This is a genomic window from Streptomyces sp. Root1304 (genome assembly GCF_001426405.1).
Classification (GTDB): Bacteria; Actinomycetota; Actinomycetes; order Streptomycetales; family Streptomycetaceae; genus Streptomyces.
Map to the genome: position 1 here is coordinate 335,018 of NZ_LMEP01000023.1, position 19,361 is coordinate 354,378.

At 73.6% G+C, this 19,361-nt stretch carries 14 protein-coding genes; 10 read left to right on the forward strand and 4 right to left on the reverse strand.

Annotated features, from left to right (window positions below; all coding sequences use genetic code 11):
- Window positions 1-181: 181 nt before the first annotated feature.
- Window positions 182-1,489, reverse strand: coding sequence for a phenylacetate--CoA ligase PaaK (paaK, locus tag ASD33_RS23680; RefSeq protein WP_056564041.1), 1,308 nt, complete (start codon window positions 1,487-1,489; stop codon window positions 182-184).
- A 191-nt stretch (window positions 1,490-1,680) separates the two neighbouring features.
- On the opposite strand from paaK, the gene ASD33_RS23685 reads away from it, so the two are divergent.
- Together ASD33_RS23685 and ASD33_RS23690 are read left to right on the forward strand one after the other, a co-directional pair.
- Window positions 1,681-2,457: a GNAT family N-acetyltransferase gene (locus ASD33_RS23685; protein ID WP_056564043.1), complete on the forward strand. Its 777-nt coding sequence runs from the start codon at window positions 1,681-1,683 to the stop codon at window positions 2,455-2,457.
- 105 nt (window positions 2,458-2,562) lie between these two features.
- Complete coding sequence (locus tag ASD33_RS23690) at window positions 2,563-4,455, forward strand: serine/threonine-protein kinase (RefSeq protein ID WP_056564046.1); 1,893 nt, start codon at window positions 2,563-2,565, stop codon at window positions 4,453-4,455.
- A 77-nt stretch (window positions 4,456-4,532) separates the two neighbouring features.
- Here ASD33_RS23690 and ASD33_RS23695 read toward each other — a convergent pair whose 3' ends face one another.
- The gene (locus ASD33_RS23695) at window positions 4,533-5,348 is read right to left on the reverse strand and encodes a pentapeptide repeat-containing protein (RefSeq protein WP_347232303.1); all 816 of its coding nucleotides are present in this window, start codon (window positions 5,346-5,348) and stop codon (window positions 4,533-4,535) included.
- Window positions 5,349-5,450: 102 nt separating this feature from the next.
- Here ASD33_RS23695 and ASD33_RS23700 point away from each other — a divergent pair, with 102 nt between their 5' ends.
- Window positions 5,451-6,980, forward strand: a complete 1,530-nt coding sequence (locus ASD33_RS23700) for an alpha/beta hydrolase (protein ID WP_056564058.1) — start codon at window positions 5,451-5,453, stop codon at window positions 6,978-6,980.
- Window positions 6,981-6,999: 19 nt separating this feature from the next.
- On the opposite strand, the gene ASD33_RS23705 is transcribed toward ASD33_RS23700, so the two are convergent.
- Window positions 7,000-8,640, reverse strand: a complete 1,641-nt coding sequence (locus tag ASD33_RS23705; protein WP_056564060.1) for an acyl-CoA synthetase — start codon at window positions 8,638-8,640, stop codon at window positions 7,000-7,002.
- Between the two features lie 184 nt (window positions 8,641-8,824).
- Between ASD33_RS23705 and ASD33_RS23710 the strand changes: the two genes are divergently transcribed.
- The 7 genes from ASD33_RS23710 to ASD33_RS23740 all read left to right on the forward strand — a co-directional run bounded on the left by ASD33_RS23710 (window position 8,825) and on the right by ASD33_RS23740 (window position 17,058).
- Window positions 8,825-9,625: a crotonase/enoyl-CoA hydratase family protein gene (locus ASD33_RS23710; RefSeq protein WP_056564065.1), complete on the forward strand. Its 801-nt coding sequence runs from the start codon at window positions 8,825-8,827 to the stop codon at window positions 9,623-9,625.
- Between the two features lie 48 nt (window positions 9,626-9,673).
- Window positions 9,674-10,636 (forward strand): OB-fold nucleic acid binding domain-containing protein, encoded by a 963-nt coding sequence (locus ASD33_RS23715; protein ID WP_056564067.1) that lies wholly within the window; start codon window positions 9,674-9,676, stop codon window positions 10,634-10,636.
- A complete protein-coding gene (locus ASD33_RS23720) occupies window positions 10,633-11,691 on the forward strand; it encodes a thiolase domain-containing protein (protein WP_056564069.1) in 1,059 nt (352 codons plus the stop codon). Before ASD33_RS23715 ends, ASD33_RS23720 begins: the two co-directional genes overlap by 4 nt.
- Window positions 11,684-12,850 carry a thiolase domain-containing protein gene (locus ASD33_RS23725; protein ID WP_056564070.1) on the forward strand — a complete coding sequence of 389 codons (1,167 nt, stop codon included), beginning with the start codon at window positions 11,684-11,686 and terminating at the stop codon, window positions 12,848-12,850. The genes ASD33_RS23720 and ASD33_RS23725 overlap by 8 nt, the downstream gene beginning before the upstream one ends.
- A 493-nt stretch (window positions 12,851-13,343) precedes the next feature.
- Window positions 13,344-16,118 (forward strand): AAA family ATPase, encoded by a 2,775-nt coding sequence (locus ASD33_RS23730; RefSeq protein WP_242427245.1) that lies wholly within the window; start codon window positions 13,344-13,346, stop codon window positions 16,116-16,118.
- 56 nt (window positions 16,119-16,174) lie between these two features.
- On the forward strand, window positions 16,175-16,675 hold the full coding sequence (locus tag ASD33_RS23735; protein WP_024757478.1) for a hypothetical protein: 501 nt from the start codon (window positions 16,175-16,177) through the stop codon (window positions 16,673-16,675).
- Between the two features lie 17 nt (window positions 16,676-16,692).
- Window positions 16,693-17,058 carry an RNA-binding S4 domain-containing protein gene (locus tag ASD33_RS23740; protein WP_056564071.1) on the forward strand — a complete coding sequence of 122 codons (366 nt, stop codon included), beginning with the start codon at window positions 16,693-16,695 and terminating at the stop codon, window positions 17,056-17,058.
- Between the two features lie 82 nt (window positions 17,059-17,140).
- Here the strand turns inward: ASD33_RS23740 and ASD33_RS23745 are convergent, their stop codons facing one another.
- Window positions 17,141-19,339 carry a terpene synthase family protein gene (locus tag ASD33_RS23745; protein ID WP_056564072.1) on the reverse strand — a complete coding sequence of 733 codons (2,199 nt, stop codon included), beginning with the start codon at window positions 19,337-19,339 and terminating at the stop codon, window positions 17,141-17,143.
- Window positions 19,340-19,361 lie beyond the last annotated feature (22 nt).

A 19,361-nucleotide genomic window follows, 5' to 3' on the forward strand; every position in this document is an offset into this window, starting at 1 on the left:
CGGACCCGACCCGTACGTGGACCCCGACCCGCACCCGGGAAGGGCCCCTCACCTCGCGACGCCCCCTGCCGCCCCGCCCGTTCCTCGACCTGCTCGGCGCGTACGGCTCGCCGTGGGGGCTCCGCGAGGAGAGCCGCACCACCTGACCGGCCCGCCGGCGGGCGACCGGCGCGAGCGCGTCCTAGGCGGACGTCTCCTCGGGGCCGCGGTCCCTGAGGTCCACGATGCGCTTGATCTTGCCCACCGACCGCTCCAGCGTCTCGGGGTCGACCACCTCGACCCCGACCGACACCCCGATGCCGTCCTTGACGGCCTCCGCGATCGTCCGGGCCGCCCGCGCGCGGTCCTCGTCCGCCGCCCCCGGGCGGGCCTCGGCGCGGACGGTCAGGGCGTCGAGGCGGCCCTCGCGGGTCAGCCGCAGCTGGAAGTGCGGGGCCACCGCCGGCGTGCGGAGCACGATCTCCTCGATCTGGGTGGGGAAGAGGTTCACCCCGCGCAGGATGATCATGTCGTCGCTGCGTCCCGTGACCTTCTCCATCCGCCGGAACACCCGCGCCGTGCCCGGCAGCAGCCGGGTGAGGTCGCGGGTCCGGTAGCGGACGACCGGCATGGCCTCCTTGGTGAGGGAGGTGAAGACGAGCTCGCCCTCCTCGCCGTCCGGGAGGACCTCGCCGGTGAACGGGTCCACGACCTCCGGGTAGAAGTGGTCCTCCCAGATGTGCAGGCCGTCCTTGGTCTCCACGCACTCCTGCGCCACGCCGGGGCCGATCACCTCCGACAGGCCGTAGATGTCGACCGCGTCGATCGCGAACGCCTCCTCGATCTCCTTCCGCATCGCCTCCGTCCACGGCTCGGCGCCGAAGACGCCCACCTTCAGGGAGGTCGACCGGGGGTCCACGCCCTGCCGCTCGAACTCGTCGAGCAGGGTCAGCATGTACGAGGGCGTCACCATGATGACCTCGGGCCGGAAGTCCTGGATGAGCTGCACCTGCCGGGCCGTCATGCCGCCCGAGGCGGGGATGACCGTGCAGCCCAGGCGCTCCGCGCCGTAGTGCGCGCCGAGTCCACCGGTGAACAGGCCGTATCCGTACGCCACATGGACCTTGTGTCCGGGTCGGGCCCCGGCGGCGCGCAGGGACCGGGCCACCATGTCGGCCCACATGTCGAGGTCGCCCTCGGTGTAGCCGACGACGGTCGGCCGTCCGGTGGTGCCGCTGGAGGCGTGGATGCGCCGGACCCGGGACTGGTCGACGGCGAACATCCCGAAGGGGTACTGGTCGCGGAGGTCCGCCTTCGCGGTGAAGGGGAAGCGGGCCAGGTCCGCGAGCGTACGGCAGTCGTCCGGGGTCACCCCGGCCGCGTCGAAGGACCGCCGGTAGAAGTCCACGTTCTCGTACGCGTGCCGCAGGGTCGCGCGCAGCCGCTCCAGCTGGAGGACCGCGAGCTCCTCGCGTCCGAGCCGTTCGCCGCTGTCCAGCAGTTCCGTCATCGCGCCACTCCTCCACGGTCGTAAAACGGACGACCGATCATTCGGTAGCCCGTTCGGGATCAGTAAATCCGGAGGTACCCGGGGGTTGGCAAGGGGTCGTGCGCCGAATGTCGGTCCGGAACCCGGACGGACCGCACCGGCACGCATAATCGCGTTGCCCGGCCCCCGCCCCCGGTGCTGGAGTGACCCACATGGAAACCCAGCACCTCCGCGACCTGTTCGACCGGCAGCTGCGCCGCGAGGCCCGCCCCGACGGCCCCGGCTGCCGGATCGAGCGCGTCGGCGACGTCGTCCGCCAGACCGGACCCGCGCACGCCTGGAACGGCGTGCTCTGGTCCGGCCTCGGCGACGGCGACGCGGACCGCACCGTCGCCGACCAGATCGACCACTACCGGGCGGCCGGGCTGTCCTTCGAGTGGAAGCTGTACGCCCACGACACCCCCGCCGACCTCGGCGACCGGCTCCTCGCCGCCGGGTTCACCGCCGAGGACCCGGAGACCGTGATGGTCGCCGAGGCCGCCGCGCTGCCCGGCGACGTCCCGCTGCCCGAGGACGTCGAACTGCGCGCCGTCACCGACGAGTCCGGCGTGCGCCAGGTGGTCGAGGTCCACGAGCGCGCCTTCGGCACCGACAGTGCCCACATCGGACGGCAGCTCCTCGACCGGCTCGCGGCCGACCCCGACACCGTCACCGCCGTCGTCGCCCTCGCCGCCGGGGAACCCGTCAGCGCGGCCCGCCTCGAACTCTGCCCCGGCACCGACTTCGCCGGACTGTGGGGCGGCGGCACCGTCGAGGGCTGGCGCGGCCGCGGCCTCTACCGCGCCCTCGTCTCCCACCGGGCGCGCATCGCGGCCGAACGCGGCCACCGCTACGTCCAGGTCGACGCCGCCGACACCAGCCGGCCCATCCTCCACCGCCTCGGCTTCCTCACCCTCACGACCACCACCCCCCATACGTACGGCGGTTAGGCCGGCGGGCCGGGAGGAGGCCCTTCGACCGCGGGGCCGGCAGGCCGTCCGGGAACGGTAGGGTGCCGTCCGGTAATCGAGGTCTGCGTGGGGAGACACGGGTTCATGAGTGATCAGCAGTCGGGTCGGGGCGGCGTGGGCGAGGTCTTCCAGGCACTCGCGGCGGACGATCCCACCACGGTCGCCGGCTACCGGCTGGCCGCCAGGCTCGGGGCCGGCGGCATGGGGAAGGTGTACCTGTCGTACACACCCGGCGGACGGCCCGTCGCGATCAAGCTGATCCGGCCCGAGTTCGGTGAGGACGCCGAGTTCCGCCGCCGGTTCGCCCAGGAGGTGCGCTCCGCGCAGCGCGTGCAGGGGCTGTTCACGGCCCCCGTGATCGACGCCGACCCCGAGGGCGCGCAGCCCTGGCTGGCCACCGCCTACGTCCCGGGCCCCTCGCTCGCCGACGCGGTCGTCACCCATGGAGCGCTGCCCGTCGAGACGGTGCTGCTGCTCGTCGCCGGGATGGCCGAGGCCCTGCACGTGATCCACGGCGCCGGGATCGTCCACCGCGACCTCAAGCCGTCCAACGTCCTCCTGGCCGCCGACGGACCCCGCGTCATCGACTTCGGCATCGCCCACGCGGCCGACGCCACCTCGCTCACCGGCAGCGGCGTCACCATCGGCACCCCGTCCTTCATGGCCCCCGAGCAGGCCGCCGGACGCAAGGTGACCCCGGCGACGGACATCTTCGCCCTCGGTCAGGTCGCGGCCTACGCGGCGACCGGCGTCCCGGCGTTCGGTGAGGGAACCTCGCACGGCGTGCTGTACCGGATCGTCCACGAGGAGCCCGACCTCAGCGCCGTGCCCGAGCGGCTCAGCGAGCTGGTCACCCGGTGCCTCGCCAAGGACCCCGAGGCGCGGCCGTCGATCCCCGAGGTCATCGCGCTCTGCCAGCAGGCGAACGCGGCGACGGTGCTCCGCAGGCCCGAGGACTGGCTGCCCGGCGCCGTCTCCGCCGACATCACCGCGCGCGCTGCGGCCCCCGCGCCCGTCCAGACGCCGCCGCCCCCGCAGACCGCCCCGGGGGCCGGCTACACGCCCACCGCTCCGGCCGGACCGGTCGCCCCCGGCGTGGCCTACGCCCCGACCGCCCCGGCGGGCCCGACCCCGCCCGTCGCCGCGCCGACCGCCCCGCCCGGCGGATACGGTCCGCCCGCCGCCGCACACCAGCCGGGACCCTACGGTCCGGCGACGCCGCCCCCGGGACAGCCGTACCCCGGACAGCCCCACCCCGCGCCGTCCCACGCGTACGCGCCGACCCAGGGCCCGGTCCCCGTTGCGCACCAGCAGTACCCCGGCGGTCCCGGCCGCCCGATGCCCATGCCCCCCGGCGCCCCGCGGAGCTCCGCCAAGCGCGGTCTGCTCGTCGCCGTCGCCGCCGTACTCGCCTTCGGCGTCGTCGGCGGCGTGACCGCCTACGCCCTGCTGAAGGACAAGGGGGAGCCGACCGCCTCGGACAACGACAAGCCGAGCGGCACGGGAGGCGCCACCACCTCCGGCACCACCGGCGGGACCGGAGCCACCGGCGGCACCCCGAGCAAGAAGCCCACCGCCCGGCCCGAGCCGACGCCCGCCGACTTCCGCAACATCAACCTCACCGCCGGCTACCACCTGACCCTCGGCGACGAGGTCGTCCGTCCCCAGGACGGCGAGGACGGCGAGTACGAACTGTCCTACGACACCGGCGGCTACCTCGACGCCGAGAGCGTCGGCGGCAACCTGGTGCTCCTCGACCCGGGGCAGCAGGGCTCCCTCGCCGTCTGCCGCGCGGAGACCCGGTTCACGCAGAACGTCTACATCAACAAGCTGTCCCAGGGCCGCCAGCTCTGCGTCACCACCGGCACGGGCCACATGGGCCTCGTCACCATCAAGGGCATCTCCCCGGAGGAGTCGCCCAGCACCTATCTGGCGATCGACGTGACGGTCTGGCGCAACGCGGCCCCCTCCTCGTAGCCGTACGGGGAAGCCGCGTCGGCGGTCAGGACGTCCTGACCGCCGACGCCGTCAGGACGTCCAGTGCGCCGACGCCGTCAGGACGTCCAGTGCGCGGGGCGCTCGAAACCCTCCGGGAGGCGGGTCGCGGCGTCCCCGCGGGCCGCGTTCAGCTGCGGCTGGGTCAGGAAGAGGGCACCGGTGAGGTCCGCTCCCGACAGATCGGCGTCCCGCAGGTCGGCGCCGATCAGGTCCGTGAGCGACAGGTCGGCCCCGGACAGATCGGCGGCGATCAACAGAGCCCCGCGCAGGTCGGTGCCCCGCAGCTTCGCCCCGCGCAGTCGCTTCCCGACCAGATCCGCCCCGCGCCGGCTCTTCGGCTTCCCGCCGGCCGTCGCGCGGACCAGCTCGCTCGTCCTCAGCAGCAGCCGGTTCACCTCGGCGCGCACCTCGGGCACGCTCAGCTTCTCCAGCGCGTCCGCCGGGCCCGCGGTCAGCTCCTCGACACGGGCGAGTGCCGTCCGCAGCTCGGCGTGGACCGGTCGGGCCGCCGGGCGGGCCACCGCCTCGGTCAGGTAGCGCAGCAGCTCGTGCAGCTGCCGCATCACATGGAACACGTCGTACATACGGCTCGCGGTCTCCGGCGCCTCCCGCCAGGACACCCCGCCGAAGGTCACCTGGGACACCTGCTGGCCGGCGCCGAAGCAGTCGTACACCGTGCAGCCCTGGAATCCGCTCGGGCGCAGCCGGGTGTGGATGCCGCAACGGAAGTCGTCCCGCAGGTTCCGGCAGGGCTCGCCGGAGGCCTTGTTCACGGCGAAGTCGGCCGACTTCGCGAAGGGCAGGGCCACACAGCACAGGCCGAAGCAGTTCGCGCAATCGCCGCGCAGCGCGGCTTCCCGGGTCTCGGGCACGGTGGAACGGTTCCTTCGCAGATCGGGGACGGTCCGCTCACCGTACCGCCTCCCGCCGAAACCGATTGCGGAGATCGTCGCGGGCCGGTGAGGATCGGTGCCATGCCGCACTTCACGACGTACGACGGAACCGAACTCGCCTACCGGATCACCGGGGAGGGCGAACCGCTGGTGTGTCTGGCGGGCGGCCCCCTGCGCGACGCCGACTACCTCGGTGACCTCGGCGGACTCTCCGCGCACCGCGCTCTGGTCCTGCTCGACGCCCGCGGCACCGGCGCGAGCGCCGAACCGGCCGACCCGGGGACGTACCGCTGCGACCGGCAGGTCGACGACGTCGAGGCGCTGCGCGCCCACCTCGGTCTGGAGCGCCTCGATCTCCTCGGTCACTCGGCCGGCGGGAACCTCGCCACCCTGTACGCCGCCGCGTACCCCGAGCGCATCCGCTCGCTCGTCCTCGTCACCTCCCTGGGCCGCGCGCTCGGCGTCGGCACCACCGACGAGGAGTGGGACGCGGCGGTGGAGGTGTTCGCGGACCGGCCCTGGTACCCGGAGGCACGGGCGGCGCTCGACGGCATCGGCCCGGACACCCCGGCGCCGCGCGTCCGCGAGATCGTCGCACCCTTCGGCTACGGGCGGTGGGACGCCGCCGCCCGGGAGCACGCCTCCGCCGAGAACGGGCAGAGCCACTGGGCGGCCGCCGCCGCGTACCACGGCGAGGGCGCGTACGACCCGGAGCGGACCCGTCGCGCGCTCACCGCGCTCACCGCGCCCGTGCTGATCCTGGCGGGGGAGTACGACGCCGGTCCCACCCCGGCGAAGGCGGCCGAGGCCGCCGCCTGTTTCCCGGGCGCCGAACTCGTCGTCCAGCCGGGCGCCGGGCACTTCCCGTGGGTGGACGACGCGGACGCCTTCGTCCGCCCCGTCGCCGCCTTCCTCGACCCCGAGGTGCGGACGGTCACGGTGGACGGCGTACGCCTCGCCCATCGGGTACGGGGCTCCGAGGACGCCCCGCCCGTCGTCCTGGTCCACGGGCGCGGCGAGAACAGCACGACCTGGGCGGAGATCGCGCGGGAACTCGCCGCCGACCACCGGGTGTACGCCCTCGACCTGCGCGGCCACGGACTCAGCGACCGGCCCGGCCGCTACGGCTTCGACGCCTTCCGCGACGAACTCGGCGGCTTCCTCAGGGCCCTCGGGCTCACCGGCGCCACCGTCGTCGCCCACTCGATGGGCGCCGCCGCCGCGTACCTCCTCGCCCAGCGCGAACCGGAACTGATCGGCCGGCTGGTCCTCGAAGAGCCCCCGGTCTTCTTCCCGCTCGACCCGCCGCGCCCGAGGGTCGCGCGTCCCGAGGGCCGCCTCGGCTTCGACTGGGAGATCGTCCCGGCCACCGACGCCCAGCTGAACGCCCCGGACCCCGCCTGGCGCGCGGAGGTCCCGATGATCAAGGCCCCCACCCTGGTCCTCGCGGGCGGTCCGGCCAGCCATGTCCCCCAGGAGCACCTGACGTGGCTGGCCGAGCATGTCGCCGACGGCCGCCTGGTCACGATCGAGGACGCCGGACACCTCGTCCACACCACACGGCGGGACGCCTTCCTCAGGTCGGTACGGGAGTTCGGCCTGTCGGGCTAGGGCCGGCGTTCCGGGCCCTTCAGGCCGGCTCGCCCGCCTCCCGCGCGTCCGCCTCCACCGCCACCGAGCGGGCCCAGCGGTAGTCCGCCTTGCCGCTGGGGGAGCGCTGGATGCGGTCGGTGAGGACCAGCTGGCGGGGGACCTTGTAGCCCGCCAGACGGGGGCGGCAGTGGGTCTGGAGGGCGTCCAGGTCCAGCGGCGGGGCGTCCGCGCGGAGCTGGACGACCGCGGCGACGTGGTTGCCCCAGCGGGCGTCGGGGACTCCCGCGACGAGGGCGTCGTAGACGTCGGGGTGCGACTTCAGGGCCTGTTCCACCTCCTCCGGATAGACCTTCTCGCCGCCGGTGTTGATGCACTGGGAGCCGCGCCCGAGGACGGTGACCACCCCGGACTCGTCCACGGTCGCCATGTCGCCGAGGAGCACCCACCGCACGCCGTCGCGCTCGAAGAAGGTCTCGGCGGTCTTGGCGGGGTCGTTGTAGTAGCCGAGCGGAACGTGTCCGCGCTGGGCGAGCCGGCCGATCTCGCCCGGGGTGACGGGGGAGAGGGTCGCCGGATCGACGACCTGGGTGCGTTCGTTGACGTGCAGCCGGAAGCCCCTGGCCGGGCCGGAGTCCTCGGTGGCGCGGCCGTTGGAACCGGACTCGGTGGAACCGAAGTTGTTGAGCAGCAGCACGTTCGGCATCAGCTCCTGGAGCTGGGCCCGTACGGTCTCGGACATGATCGCCCCGGACGAGGACAGGCTGAACAGGGCGGAGAGGTCCGTGTCCTTCTGCGGCCCGCGCAGCGCGTCCACCAACGGGCGGAGCATCGCGTCCCCGACGAGGGAGATGCTGGAGACCTTCTCCTTCTCCAGGGTGCGCAGCACCTCCTCGGGCACGTACTTGCGGTGCAGGACGACCCGCTGGCCGTAGTCGAAGGCGATGAAGGCGGTGAGCGTGGACGTGCCGTGCATGAGGGGCGGCGCGGGGAAGAAGGTGAGCCCGGCGCCGCCGGCGGCGACCCGTTCGGCCAGTTCCTCGGGGCGTTTCACCGGCTCGCCCGAGGGGGCGCCGCCGAAGAGCCCGGCGAAGAACAGGTCCTCCTGGCGCCACAGGACGCCCTTGGGCATCCCGGTCGTGCCGCCGGTGTAGATGATGAAGAGGTCGTCGGCGGACCGGGGACCGAAGCCGCGCTCGGGTGATCCGGCGGCCTCCGCCTCGGCGTACGGTACGCAGTCCAGGGCGACCGCTCCCTCGGGCGGGGTCCCCACCCGCACGAGGTGCCGCAGCTTCTCCGTCTGCGGCAGCGCCGCCGCGACCCGGTCGGTGAACTCGGCGTCGAAGACGAGCGCGGCCAGGTCGGCGTCACGGTAGAGGTAGACCAACTCCTCCTCGACGTAACGGTAGTTGACGTTCACCGGTACGAGCCGCGCCTTGAGGCAGGCGAGGACGGTCTGCAGGTACTCGACCCCGTTGTACAGGTGGAGTCCGAGGTGTTCGCCGGGCCGGAGGCCCGAGTCGACGAGGTGGTGCGCGATGCGGTTGGCCGCCTCGTCGAGTTCGGCGTAGGTGAGCCGGCGTTCCTCGCCCGTCCCCGGATGGTCGACGTACACCAGCGCCTCGCGGTCGGGGACCACGTCGACGACCGATTCGAACAGGTCGGCAAGGTTGTACTCCACCGTTCCTCCTGATCCCGGCTGGTTCCGACTCGTACGGCTGCGCACTGGCTCGGCGGTCATTAGAGCGCCGTCCGCCGACAGGGGGAAGGGGATGCGCAGAAGAATCTGACTGAGTGTCAGAAAACTATTGAACTGGACCCCCCACTCCTGCAACCTGTTCCAGAACTGGAGACGGGAGACCCCCATGGGCGGCACCGAACACCTCAGCGTGCGGCGCGAAGGCGCCACGCTCGTCCTCACCTTGAACCGGCCCGAGGCCAAGAACGCCCTCTCGCTGCCGATGCTCGTCGGCCTCTACGACGGCTGGCTGGAGGCCGACGCGGACGACAGCGTCCGCTCCGTCGTCCTCACCGGCGCGGGAGGATCCTTCTGCGCCGGCATGGACCTGAAGGCCCTGGCCGGAAAGGGCATGGAGGGCGAGCAGTACCGGGACCGGCTCAAGGCCGACCCCGACCTGCACTGGAAGGCCATGCTGCGCCACCACCGCCCGCGCAAACCCGTCATCGCCGCCGTCGAGGGCTACTGCGTCGCCGGCGGTACGGAGATCCTCCAGGGCACGGACATCCGGGTCGCGGCCGCCTCCGCCACCTTCGGCCTCTTCGAGGTCCGGCGCGGGCTCTTCCCCATCGGCGGCTCCACCGTCCGGCTGCCCCGCCAGATCGCCCGCACCCACGCCCTCGAAATGCTCCTCACCGGCCGCCCGTATACCGCCGAGGAAGCCGCCCGCATCGGACTCGTCGGCCGGGTCGTCCCCGACGGCACCGCCCTCGACGCCGCCCTCGACCTCGCCGAACGCGTCAACGCCTGCGGCCCCCTCGCCGTCGAGGCCGTCAAGGCCTCCGTCTACGAGACGGCCGAACTGACCGAGACGGAGGGGCTGGCCGCCGAACTCAAGCGCGGCTGGCCGATCTTCGACACGGCCGACGCGAAGGAGGGGGCGCGGGCGTTCGCGGAGAAGCGGCCGGCGGTGTACCGCAGGGAGTGACCCTTCCCCATCCCGCCCCCCGCTCACCCACCACGAAGGAGCCGTCCCATGACCGCCGCCGCACCCCCGCCGGAGGCCCTCCGCGCCCCCCTGATCGTGGAATTCCCCTTCACCCGCTCCCTCGGCCCCGTCCAGTCCGCCTTCCTCACCGGACTCCGCGACCGCACCGTGCTCGGCGTCCGCACCGAAGCCGGCGGCGTCCTCGTCCCGCCCGTCGAGTACGACCCCGTCACCGCCGCCGAGCTGAGCGACCTCGTCGAGGTCGCCCCCACCGGCACCGTCACCACCTGGGCCTGGAACCCCGAGCCCCGCCCCGGCCAGCCCCTCGACACCCCCTTCGCCTGGGTGCTCGTCCGCCTCGACGGCGCCGACACCGCCCTCCTGCACGCCCTGGACGCCCCCGGCCCCGAAGCCGTCCGCACCGGACTGCGGGTCCGCATCCGCTGGGCCGCCGAACGCTCCGGCGCCATCACGGACATCGCCTGCTTCGAACCGTACGAGGGCACCGCGGAGCGCGGCCCCGCCCCGCACGACGGCCGCTTCGACGAACCCGTGACCGGCATCGTCGCCCCCGCCCGTCTCGACTACACCTACAGCCCCGGCCGCGCCCAGACCCGCTACCTCCAGGCACTCGCCGAGCGCCGGACCGTCGGCGAACGCTGCCCCTCCTGCACCAAGGTGTACGTGCCGCCCCGCGGCGCCTGCCCCACCTGCGGCGTCGCCACCACCGACCGGGTCGAGGTCGGCCCCAAGGGCACCGTCACCACCTTCTGCATCGTCAACATCAAGGCCCGGAACGCCGAGATCGAGGTTCCGTACGTCTACGCCCACATCGCCCTCGACGGCGCCGGACTCGCCCTGCACGGCCGCATCGCGGGCATCCCGTACGACGAGGTCCGGATGGGCCTGCGGGTCGAACCCGTGTGGACCGAGGGCGGCCGGTACCCCGACCACTACCGGCCCACCGGCGAACCCGACGCCGACCACGACACCTTCAAGGAGCTGCTGTGAGGCCCGACCGAGAGGTGGCGATCGTCGCCTTCGCCCAGAGCGACCACCGACGGCACACCGACGACCTCTCCGAGGTCGAGATGGTCATGCCCGTCCTCCACGACGTCCTCCGGCAGACCGGACTCAGGGCCGCCGACATCGGCTTCACCTGCTCCGGCTCGTCCGACTACCTGGCCGGGCGCGCCTTCTCCTTCACGATGGCCCTCGACGGCGTCGGCGCCTGGCCGCCGATCTCCGAGTCCCACGTCGAGACCGACGGCGCCTGGGCCCTGTACGAGGCCTGGGTGAAGCTCCTCACCGGCGAGGCCGACACCGCCCTCGTCTACGCGTACGGCAAGTCCTCGCCCGGCTCCGTCCGCGACGTCCTCACCCGCCAGCTCGACCCCTACTACCTCGCCCCGCTCTGGCCCGACTCCGTGGCCCTCGCCGCCCTCCAGGCACAGGCCCTCGTCGACACCGGGGCCACCGACGAACCCGCCCTCGCCGCCATCGCCACCCGCAGCCGCGAGGACGCCGCCGCGAACCCGCACGCCCAGCTGCCCGGCGCCCGCGCCCAGGGCGACTACGTCGTCCGGCCGCTCCGCACCGGCGACTGCCCGCCCGTCGGCGACGGCGCCGCCGCCGTGATCCTCGCCGCCGGGGACAGGGCCCGCGAACTCTGCGCCCGCCCCGCCTGGATCCGCGGCATGGACCACCGCATCGAGGCCCACTCCCTCGGCGTCCGCGACCTCACCGACTCGCCCTCCACCCGCCTCGCCGCCGAACGCGCCGGAGCCTTCGAACGGCCGGTGGACACCGCCGAGCTCCACGCGCCCTTCAGCTCCCAGGAGGTCGTCCTGCGCAAGGCCCTCGACCTCGACGGGAGCGTGCGGGTCAACCCGTCCGGCGGAGCGCTCGCCGCCAACCCCGTCATGGCCGCCGGCCTCATCCGGCTCGGCGAGGCCGCCGCCCGCATCCACCGCGGGGACTCCGACCGGGCCCTCGCCCACGCCACCTCCGGTCCCTGCCTGCAGCAGAACCTCGTCGCCGTCCTGGAAGGGGAGCCCCGTGCCTAAGGAGCCCGTCGCCGTCGTCGGCATCGGCCAGACCAAACACGTCGCCGCCCGCAGGGACGTCTCGATCGCCGGACTCGTCCGCGAGGCCGCCGTCCGCGCCCTGGAGGACGCGGAACTGACCTGGGCGGACATCGACGCCGTCGTCATCGGCAAGGCCCCCGACTTCTTCGAGGGCGTGATGATGCCGGAGCTGTACCTCGCCGACGCGCTCGGCGCGGTCGGCAAACCCATGATCCGGGTGCACACGGCCGGCTCCGTCGGCGGCTCCACCGCCCTCGTCGCCGCCAACCTGGTCGCCGCGCGCGTCCACGGCACCGTCCTCACCCTCGCCTTCGAGAAGCAGTCCGAGTCCAACGCCATGTGGGGGCTCTCGCTGCCCGTCCCCTTCCAGCAGCCGCTGCTCGCCGGCGCCGGAGGCTTCTTCGCCCCCCACGTCCGCGCCTACATGCACCGCACCGGCGCCCCCGACACCATCGGATCCCTCGTCGCGTACAAGGACCGGCGCAACGCGCTCAAGAACCCGTACGCCCATCTCCACGAGCACGACCTCACCCTGGAGAAGGTGCAGGCCTCCCCGATGCTCTGGGACCCGATCCGCTACTCCGAGACCTGCCCGTCCTCGGACGGCGCCTGCGCCATGGTCCTCACCGACCGCGCGGGCGCGGCCCGTTCACCCCGCCCGCCCGCCTGGGTGCACGGCGGGGCGATGCGCAGCGAACCCACCCTCTTCGCCGGCAAGGACTTCGTCTCCCCCCGCGCCGGCCGCGACTGCGCCGCCGACGTCTACCGGCAGGCCGGCATCACCGACCCCCGGCGGGAGATCGACGCCGTCGAGATGTACGTGCCGTTCTCCTGGTACGAACCCATGTGGCTGGAGAACCTGGGCTTCGCCGAGGAGGGCGAGGGCTGGAAGCTCACCGAGGCCGGCGTGACCGAACTCGACGGGGACCTGCCCGTGAACCCCTCCGGCGGAGTGCTCTCCACCAACCCCATCGGCGCCTCCGGAATGATCCGCTTCGCCGAAGCGGCCCTCCAGGTGCGGGGAGAGGCCGGGGAGCACCAGGTCGACGGCGCCCGCCGGGCGCTCGGACACGCCTACGGGGGCGGCGCGCAGTTCTTCTCCATGTGGCTCGTGGGGGACACCGCGCCGACGGCGTGAACCGGCAGCCGCGGGGGTACGGAGACACGCTGAGGCCAGGTGTACGTTTTGCCCGGCGCACCTCACTCCATCGGGCGTACGCTGGGGCTTTCGCGGGGCCTCCCGCCGGACGCTCTGATCATGCGCCCGGCGTGCGCCCCCGGTGTGGGGGTGGAGAGTGGCACAGCACGACGGCCGGACGGCACGTCAGGGATTCGGCCTCTTCGAACGCGAGGCGGCCATCGGCGCGGCCGAGGAGGCCCTCGACCTCCTGACGGGCCTCGCCGACGACCCGCCGTGGCCCGACCGTGCCTCCGCACCCCGCGAGCGGCCCGGCCCCCGCCTCGTCGTGGTCCCCGGGCAGGGCGGCGCGGACACCGCGCGGCCCGCCGAGGACCCGCCCTCCGTCCGGAGCCCCTTCCCCGGCGGAGGACACCTCGGCGTCGCCGTCGACGGCGGTCCGGGCGCCGCGGCCGACACCGACGACCGGTCCCCGGTCGCCCCGCGCGGCGGCATCCTCGCCTACGCCGCTCCCGCCGGGCTCGGCAAGACCACACTGCTCGCCGAGATCCGCCGCCGCGCCGTCGCCCGCGGCTGCACCGTGCTCTCCGCACGCGGCGGCGACCAGGAACAGCGGATCGCCTTCCACGTCGCCCGCCAGCTCCTCCAGCCCCAGCTGGCGCACGCCACCGACACCGAACTCCGCGAACGCCTGGGCTCCTGGTACGACATCGTCGGCCCCGCCCTCGGCCTGCGCGCCTCCGCCGAGGGCTCGCCGCCCGACCCGCAGGGCCTGCGCGACGGACTCGACTGGGTCCTCACCCATCTCGCCGTACGCCGCGCGCCCCTGGTCGTCGTCCTCGACGACGCCCACTGGGCCGACCCCGAATCGCTCGGCTGGCTCGCCGCGTTCGCCCCGCGCGCCGAGGAACTGCCCATGCTCCTCGTCGTCGCCTACCGGCCCGACGAACTCCCCGACGAAGGCGCCGAGTTCACCGGCCACCGGTCCGGCCACCGCCCCCACGGACTGGCCCCGCTCACCTCCGACGCCGTCGCCCGGCTCGTCCGCGACCGGGTCGGCACCGAAGCCGACGACACCTTCTGCCACGACTTCTGGACCGTCACCTCCGGCAACCCCTTCGAGGCGGTCGAACTCGCCGCCAAGGTCCGCGACCAGGGGCTCGAACCCACCGCCGACGGCGCCCACGAACTCCGCGACCTCGCGGCCGCCCTCAAGGGCACCGGGCTCGTCACCCGGCTGGAACGCCTCGGCTCCGCCACCGTCCGTCTCGCCTGGGCCTGCGCCGTCCTCGGCACCGAGATCTCGCCCCAGCTCGCCGGGGCCGTCGCCGGACACGGCGGCGAGGCGGTCGCCGAATGCGCCGCCCGGCTCCGCGAGGCCCGCGTCCTGGCCGAGACCGAGGATCCCGACGCTCCCCTCCAGTTCGTCCACCCCCTCATCGCCACCACCGTCTACCGCTCCATCCCGGCCGCCACCCGCGTCGCCCTGCACGGCCAGGCCGCCTGGTGCGTCGTCGACGCCGGCCTCGGACCCACCGCAGCGGCCCGCCACCTCCTGGAGACGCACCCCGAGGGCGACCCCTGGGTCGTGCACCAGCTGCGCGCCGCCGCCTCCGAGAACCTCCGTGCCGGAGCCCCGGACGCGGCCCGCCGCTTCCTCGCCCGCGCCCTGCGCGAACCGCCCGCCGCCGACGACCGGGCCGCCGTCCTCTACGAACTCGGCTGCTCCTCGCTCCTCACCGAGCCCGCCACCACCGTCAACCATCTGCGGGCCGCCCTCGAGGAGCCCGTCGCCGACCCCGCGCTGCGCCACGGCATCGTCTATCGCCTCGCCCAGGTCCTCGCCCACAGCGACCGGCTCGTCGAGGCCTCCGAACTCCTCGGCCACGAGGCCCGGCAGGCCACCGACGCCCGCAGCAGGCTGCGGATGCAGGCCGAGAAGTTCATGTGGGACGTCCTGCGCGCCGACGAGCCCGAATCGCCCGCCCGCTCCCGGCGCCTCGCCGCCCTCGCGGACCGGCTCACCGGCCGCGACGTCACCGAGCGGTACATCATCGGACTCCGTGCCTGGGACGCCACCCTGCGCGCCGAACCCGCCTCCGTCGCCCTCAAACACGCCGAACGCGCCCTCGAAGGCGGTCTGACCTGGGCCGACGAGAGCCGTGGCTTCGAGGTGCCGGTCCTCGTCGCCCTCCTCCACCTCTACGCCGACCGGCCCGGCCGTGCCGAGGAACTCTTCGCCGCCGGAACCGCCGAGTTCGAGAAGCAGGGCTGGCGCGGGGCGCACCTCGCCTTCGCGTACACGCTCATCGGCTACATACGATTCCGTCGCGGACGTCTGATGGAGGCCGAGGACTTCGCCCGCTCCGGACTCCGGCTCGCCGAGCGCGTCGGCGCCCGCACCCCGGCCCTCTGGTACGCCACCGGCGTGATGATCGAGGTCCTCATCGCCCGCGGCCGTACGGACGAGGCCGAACGCGTCGCCCGCGAGCACGACTTCGGCGAACCCTTCCCGGCCGCCGTCACCATCCCGGACTGCGAGACCGTCCACGCCGAACTGCTGCTCGCCACCGGCCGCACCGAGGAGGCCGCCGAGAAGCTGGCCGCCGTCGGGAGGCGCCTGGACCCGCGCGGCAAGCGGAACCCCTCCTGCTGCCCCTGGCAGCTCAACCTCGCGCTCGCCGAGGCGGCGACCTCCCCGGCGAAGGCCGTCGCCACCGCCCACGAGGCGGTCGCCCGTGCCCGTCAGTACGGTGCGCCCTCCGCGATCGGACAGGCGCTCCGCGTGACCGCCGAGGTCTCGGAGCCCTCCGAGCGGGTGAAGCTCCTGGAGGAGTCCGTCGACTGGCTCGACCAGTCACCCGCCGCGTACGAGCTGGCCCGCTCCCTCGTCGCCCTCGGTGTGGCACTGCGCCGCACCGAGCGCGCCGGGGAGGCCGCCGAGCACCTCTACCGGGGCCTCGAGGCCGCCCAGGACTGCGGGGCGGACGCCCTCGCCGAGGTCGCGCGGGCCGAGCTCGCGGCGGCCGGGCTGCGGCCCCGCGCCCTCCACCCGGCGGGCACGGACACGCTCACCGCCCGTGAGCGCGCGGCCGCCGATCTCACCGTCCGCGACCAGGACGCGGCGGCCGTCCTCGGTGTCGACGCCGGCGCCGTCGGCCGGCTCCTCTCGGCCGTCTACCGCAAGCTCGGCACCGACCGCACGGGCCTCGCCCAGGCCCTGCGGAACACGGGACAGGGCTCCGACGAGCCCGACCGGAGGGACTGACCGGCCGGAGCCGCCCGGCGCGTCACACCGCGCGCCGGGCCACGTACCATGGCCGTATGTCCTTCCTCCGCCGCCGCAGCGCCGCCACACCCGCGGGCCCGGACTTCGACGTCCTGGCCATGGATCCGGGGGACTGGCCCGGCAACCTCGGCGCCGGTCTGCTGCCCGCGCCCGACGGCTCCTGCCAGGGCGTCTTCCTCCGGTACGACCTCTTCGGCGGACGCGGACCCGCGATGATCATCGGCAATCTGCCGGAGGGCTCCCCGGCGCGCGAGCTCGCGGACGGCCAGATCCCCTTCGAGGTGGCCCAGCTCCTCGCCGCCCTGGAGAACGACGAGCCGGTCGAGGTCCTCGACACCGAGGACGTCCCCGTCATGCAGGGCGACAACCTCCTCATCGTCCGGCGTCTGAAGCTCTCCGAGAGCCGGATCTCCTGCGTCCAGTTCGACCGCAGCGACAACGTCCTCGTGACGATCGCCAGTTGGGACCGGCCGATCACCGACGACCTGTACGCGCTGCTCAAGCCGCTGCCCGCCGAGCTGTTCCAGCAGGGCTGAGGGAGGGGCGGGGGCCGATGAGCGCGCGCGTCGACAGCTGGATCTGGGCGGTCCGTCTCACCAAGACCCGATCCCAGTCCGCCGCGGCCTGCCGCGCCGGACACGTCAAGGTCAACGGCGAGCGGGCCAAGCCCGCCCAGCCGGTGAAGCCCGGCGACGAGGTCAGGCTCTTCCACGGCGGCCGGGAGCGGATCGTCGAGGTCAAGGAACTCCACAGCAAGCGGGTCGGCCCGCCCGTCGCCGCCGAGGCCTATGTGGACAACAGTCCGCCCCCGCCGCCGCGCGAGCACGTCGCCGTCGCCGCCGTGCGCGACCGGGGTGCCGGCCGCCCCACCAAGCGCGACCGGCGCGAACTCGACGGCCTGCGCGGCCGCCGCGCCTGACGCCTGGGACAGGCCCTGGAGCCCGTCCTCGCGGGTACGAGGGCCGCTGCCCGGGACCTCCCGGCGGCGGCCCTCCGCCGTGTCAGCGCGCCCCGGCGCCGATCAGCCCGGACAGCCGCGCGGCCGAGGTGCCCAGCCCCGTCGGACCGCGTCGCAGCAGCGCGCTCCCACTGCCCGCGCGGACGTCGTCGGCGCCGTAACGCCGTACGCTCCGGTGCCAGTTGAGGATGCCGGCGAGCCAGTCCTCCAGCTCCCGCAGATATTCCTCGAAGGCCGCCCGGCCCGCCCGGTCCAGACCGAAGTCCTCGTACAGCAGCGGGACTTCGTGCTTCTTGAGGTGCTCGAACTGGCGCAGCCGGCCCCGCATCAGGTCGTCGACCATCGCCACCGCCGTCGGGTAGTCGCAGTCGAAGAACTTCTGCAGCACCAGCACGCCGTTGTGCACCTCGCCCTCGACCTCGATCTCCTTCTGGTACGAGAAGAGGTCGTTGAGGAGCGTCGCGTAGTCCATGACCGAGTGCTCGATGGCCCGGACGGTGCCGCTGAGGTAGAGCGCGGGCGGCAGCTCCTCGGTGTGCCGCAGCCGGCACAGCAGCATCGTCAGCTCCGAACCGAAGGTGGTCCGGCGCATCTCGATGTAGTCGACGGGGTCGGGCACCCGGTGCTGCGCCTGGTTGTGCAGCTCCCACAGCCAGCTGTCCAGCATGGCGTCGAGCGCCGTGCGCAGCTGGGCACGGGCCTCGGGCGCCATGGGAGCGGCGGTGCGGGCCCAGAGGTCGGCCAGGGACCGCTCCATCGGGTTCACGGCGAGCGCCGCGCCCGCGGTCACGTCCTCCAGCGGCATGCAGGCCTTGAAGCGTTCGGTCTGCTGCTTCGCCCCCCGGAGGTCGCGCGAGCGTCCGAAGACGAAGGGGTAGTAGTCGTCCCCGTACGTCCCCCAGGTCAGCCACTCGGCGTTGAGCTCCAGCTCCTCCGGCGTGGCGTCCGGGTCGAGCCCCGCCGAGCAGAGCGCGAGGTCGAAGCCCTCCGCCGTCGGCCGGTCCCAGATGTCGTCCAGGAGGCCCCAGTGCTCGGCCCAGTCCAGGGAGCGCCGCAGCGCGTCCTGGTGGTGGGGGCTGAGCGTCAGCGGGTACGGCAGGTCGAACTCCGGCAGCAGGGACGGCCCGACGTGCCGGTGCGGCACGTGGGTGAGCGTCCGCAGCCGGGACGCGGCGGAGCGGCCGAAGAGGGTGCGGATGTCGAGTGCGGAGGTGCCGATGACCCCGTCGAGCCGCGAGGGCCCGGAGAGCATCCCCTCGTTCATGTACCGGCTGGAGCGCATGTGCCACTCGTGGCCGCCGGACTGCCAGTCCTGGAGCCCCTTGGCGTACGCCGCGACGGCCGCCACCTCGTCCGGGCGGAGGCCCTTCTCGACGGCGAGCGGCGGCACCTCGGTCAGGGCGGTGTTCTCGAACTGGTGGAGCCGCGAGGTCAGCAGGTCGTTGACGGCGTCGGCCGCCTGCTGCGTCGTACAGCCGAGGAAGCGCTCCAGGACCAGCACGCCGTTGCTGTTCTCGCCCTCGTCCTCGACCTCCCGCTGGTAGGAGAAGAGGTCGTTGCGCAGGTGCACGGCGTCCGAGAAGGCGTCCCTGAGGACCCTCAACGGCCGGGAGTGGGCGACCTTTTCGGGGACCTCCGCGCCCGCCGCGTACTCGACGAGCCCAGCCGACCAGGGTGCGCCGCCGACCTTGCGCCGCATCTCGATGTACTCGACGGGGTTGGCGACGCGCCCCTCGTTGATGTTGTCGAGTTCCCAGAGCGACTCGTTGAGCAGGTGCTCGGTCGCCTCCGCGAACCGCACCCGCCAGCCCTCCGACATCGAGGGGACCGTGCGGCGCCAGAGGTCGGCGAGACCCGCCTCGACCGGGTTGGTGGGCTCGGGCATGCCCGCCGCCGGGTCCGCCGGCATGAACATCGGCAGCCGGTCCAGATAGGCCTTGCTGCCCGCCCGGTCCTGGGTGCGCTTGAAGACCTCCAGGAAGTGGTCGTCGAAGAAGAACACCCACGTGTACCAGTCCGTGACGAGGTCCAGGGCCTCCGCGTCGCAGTCCGGGTGGGTGTAGGAGCACAGCAGGGCGTAGTCGTGGGAGTCGAGGTCCTCCTGCTCCCAGACGCCCGAGCCCTCCAGCATCCCCATCTCCCGTGCCCACTCCCGGGTGTGGGTGCGGGCGGTCTCCACATGGGGATTGAGCCGCGCCGGATACGGAACATAGAAATCCGGCATAACGAAGGGCTGAGGCATGTGCTGAGGGGCCTTCCGGTGA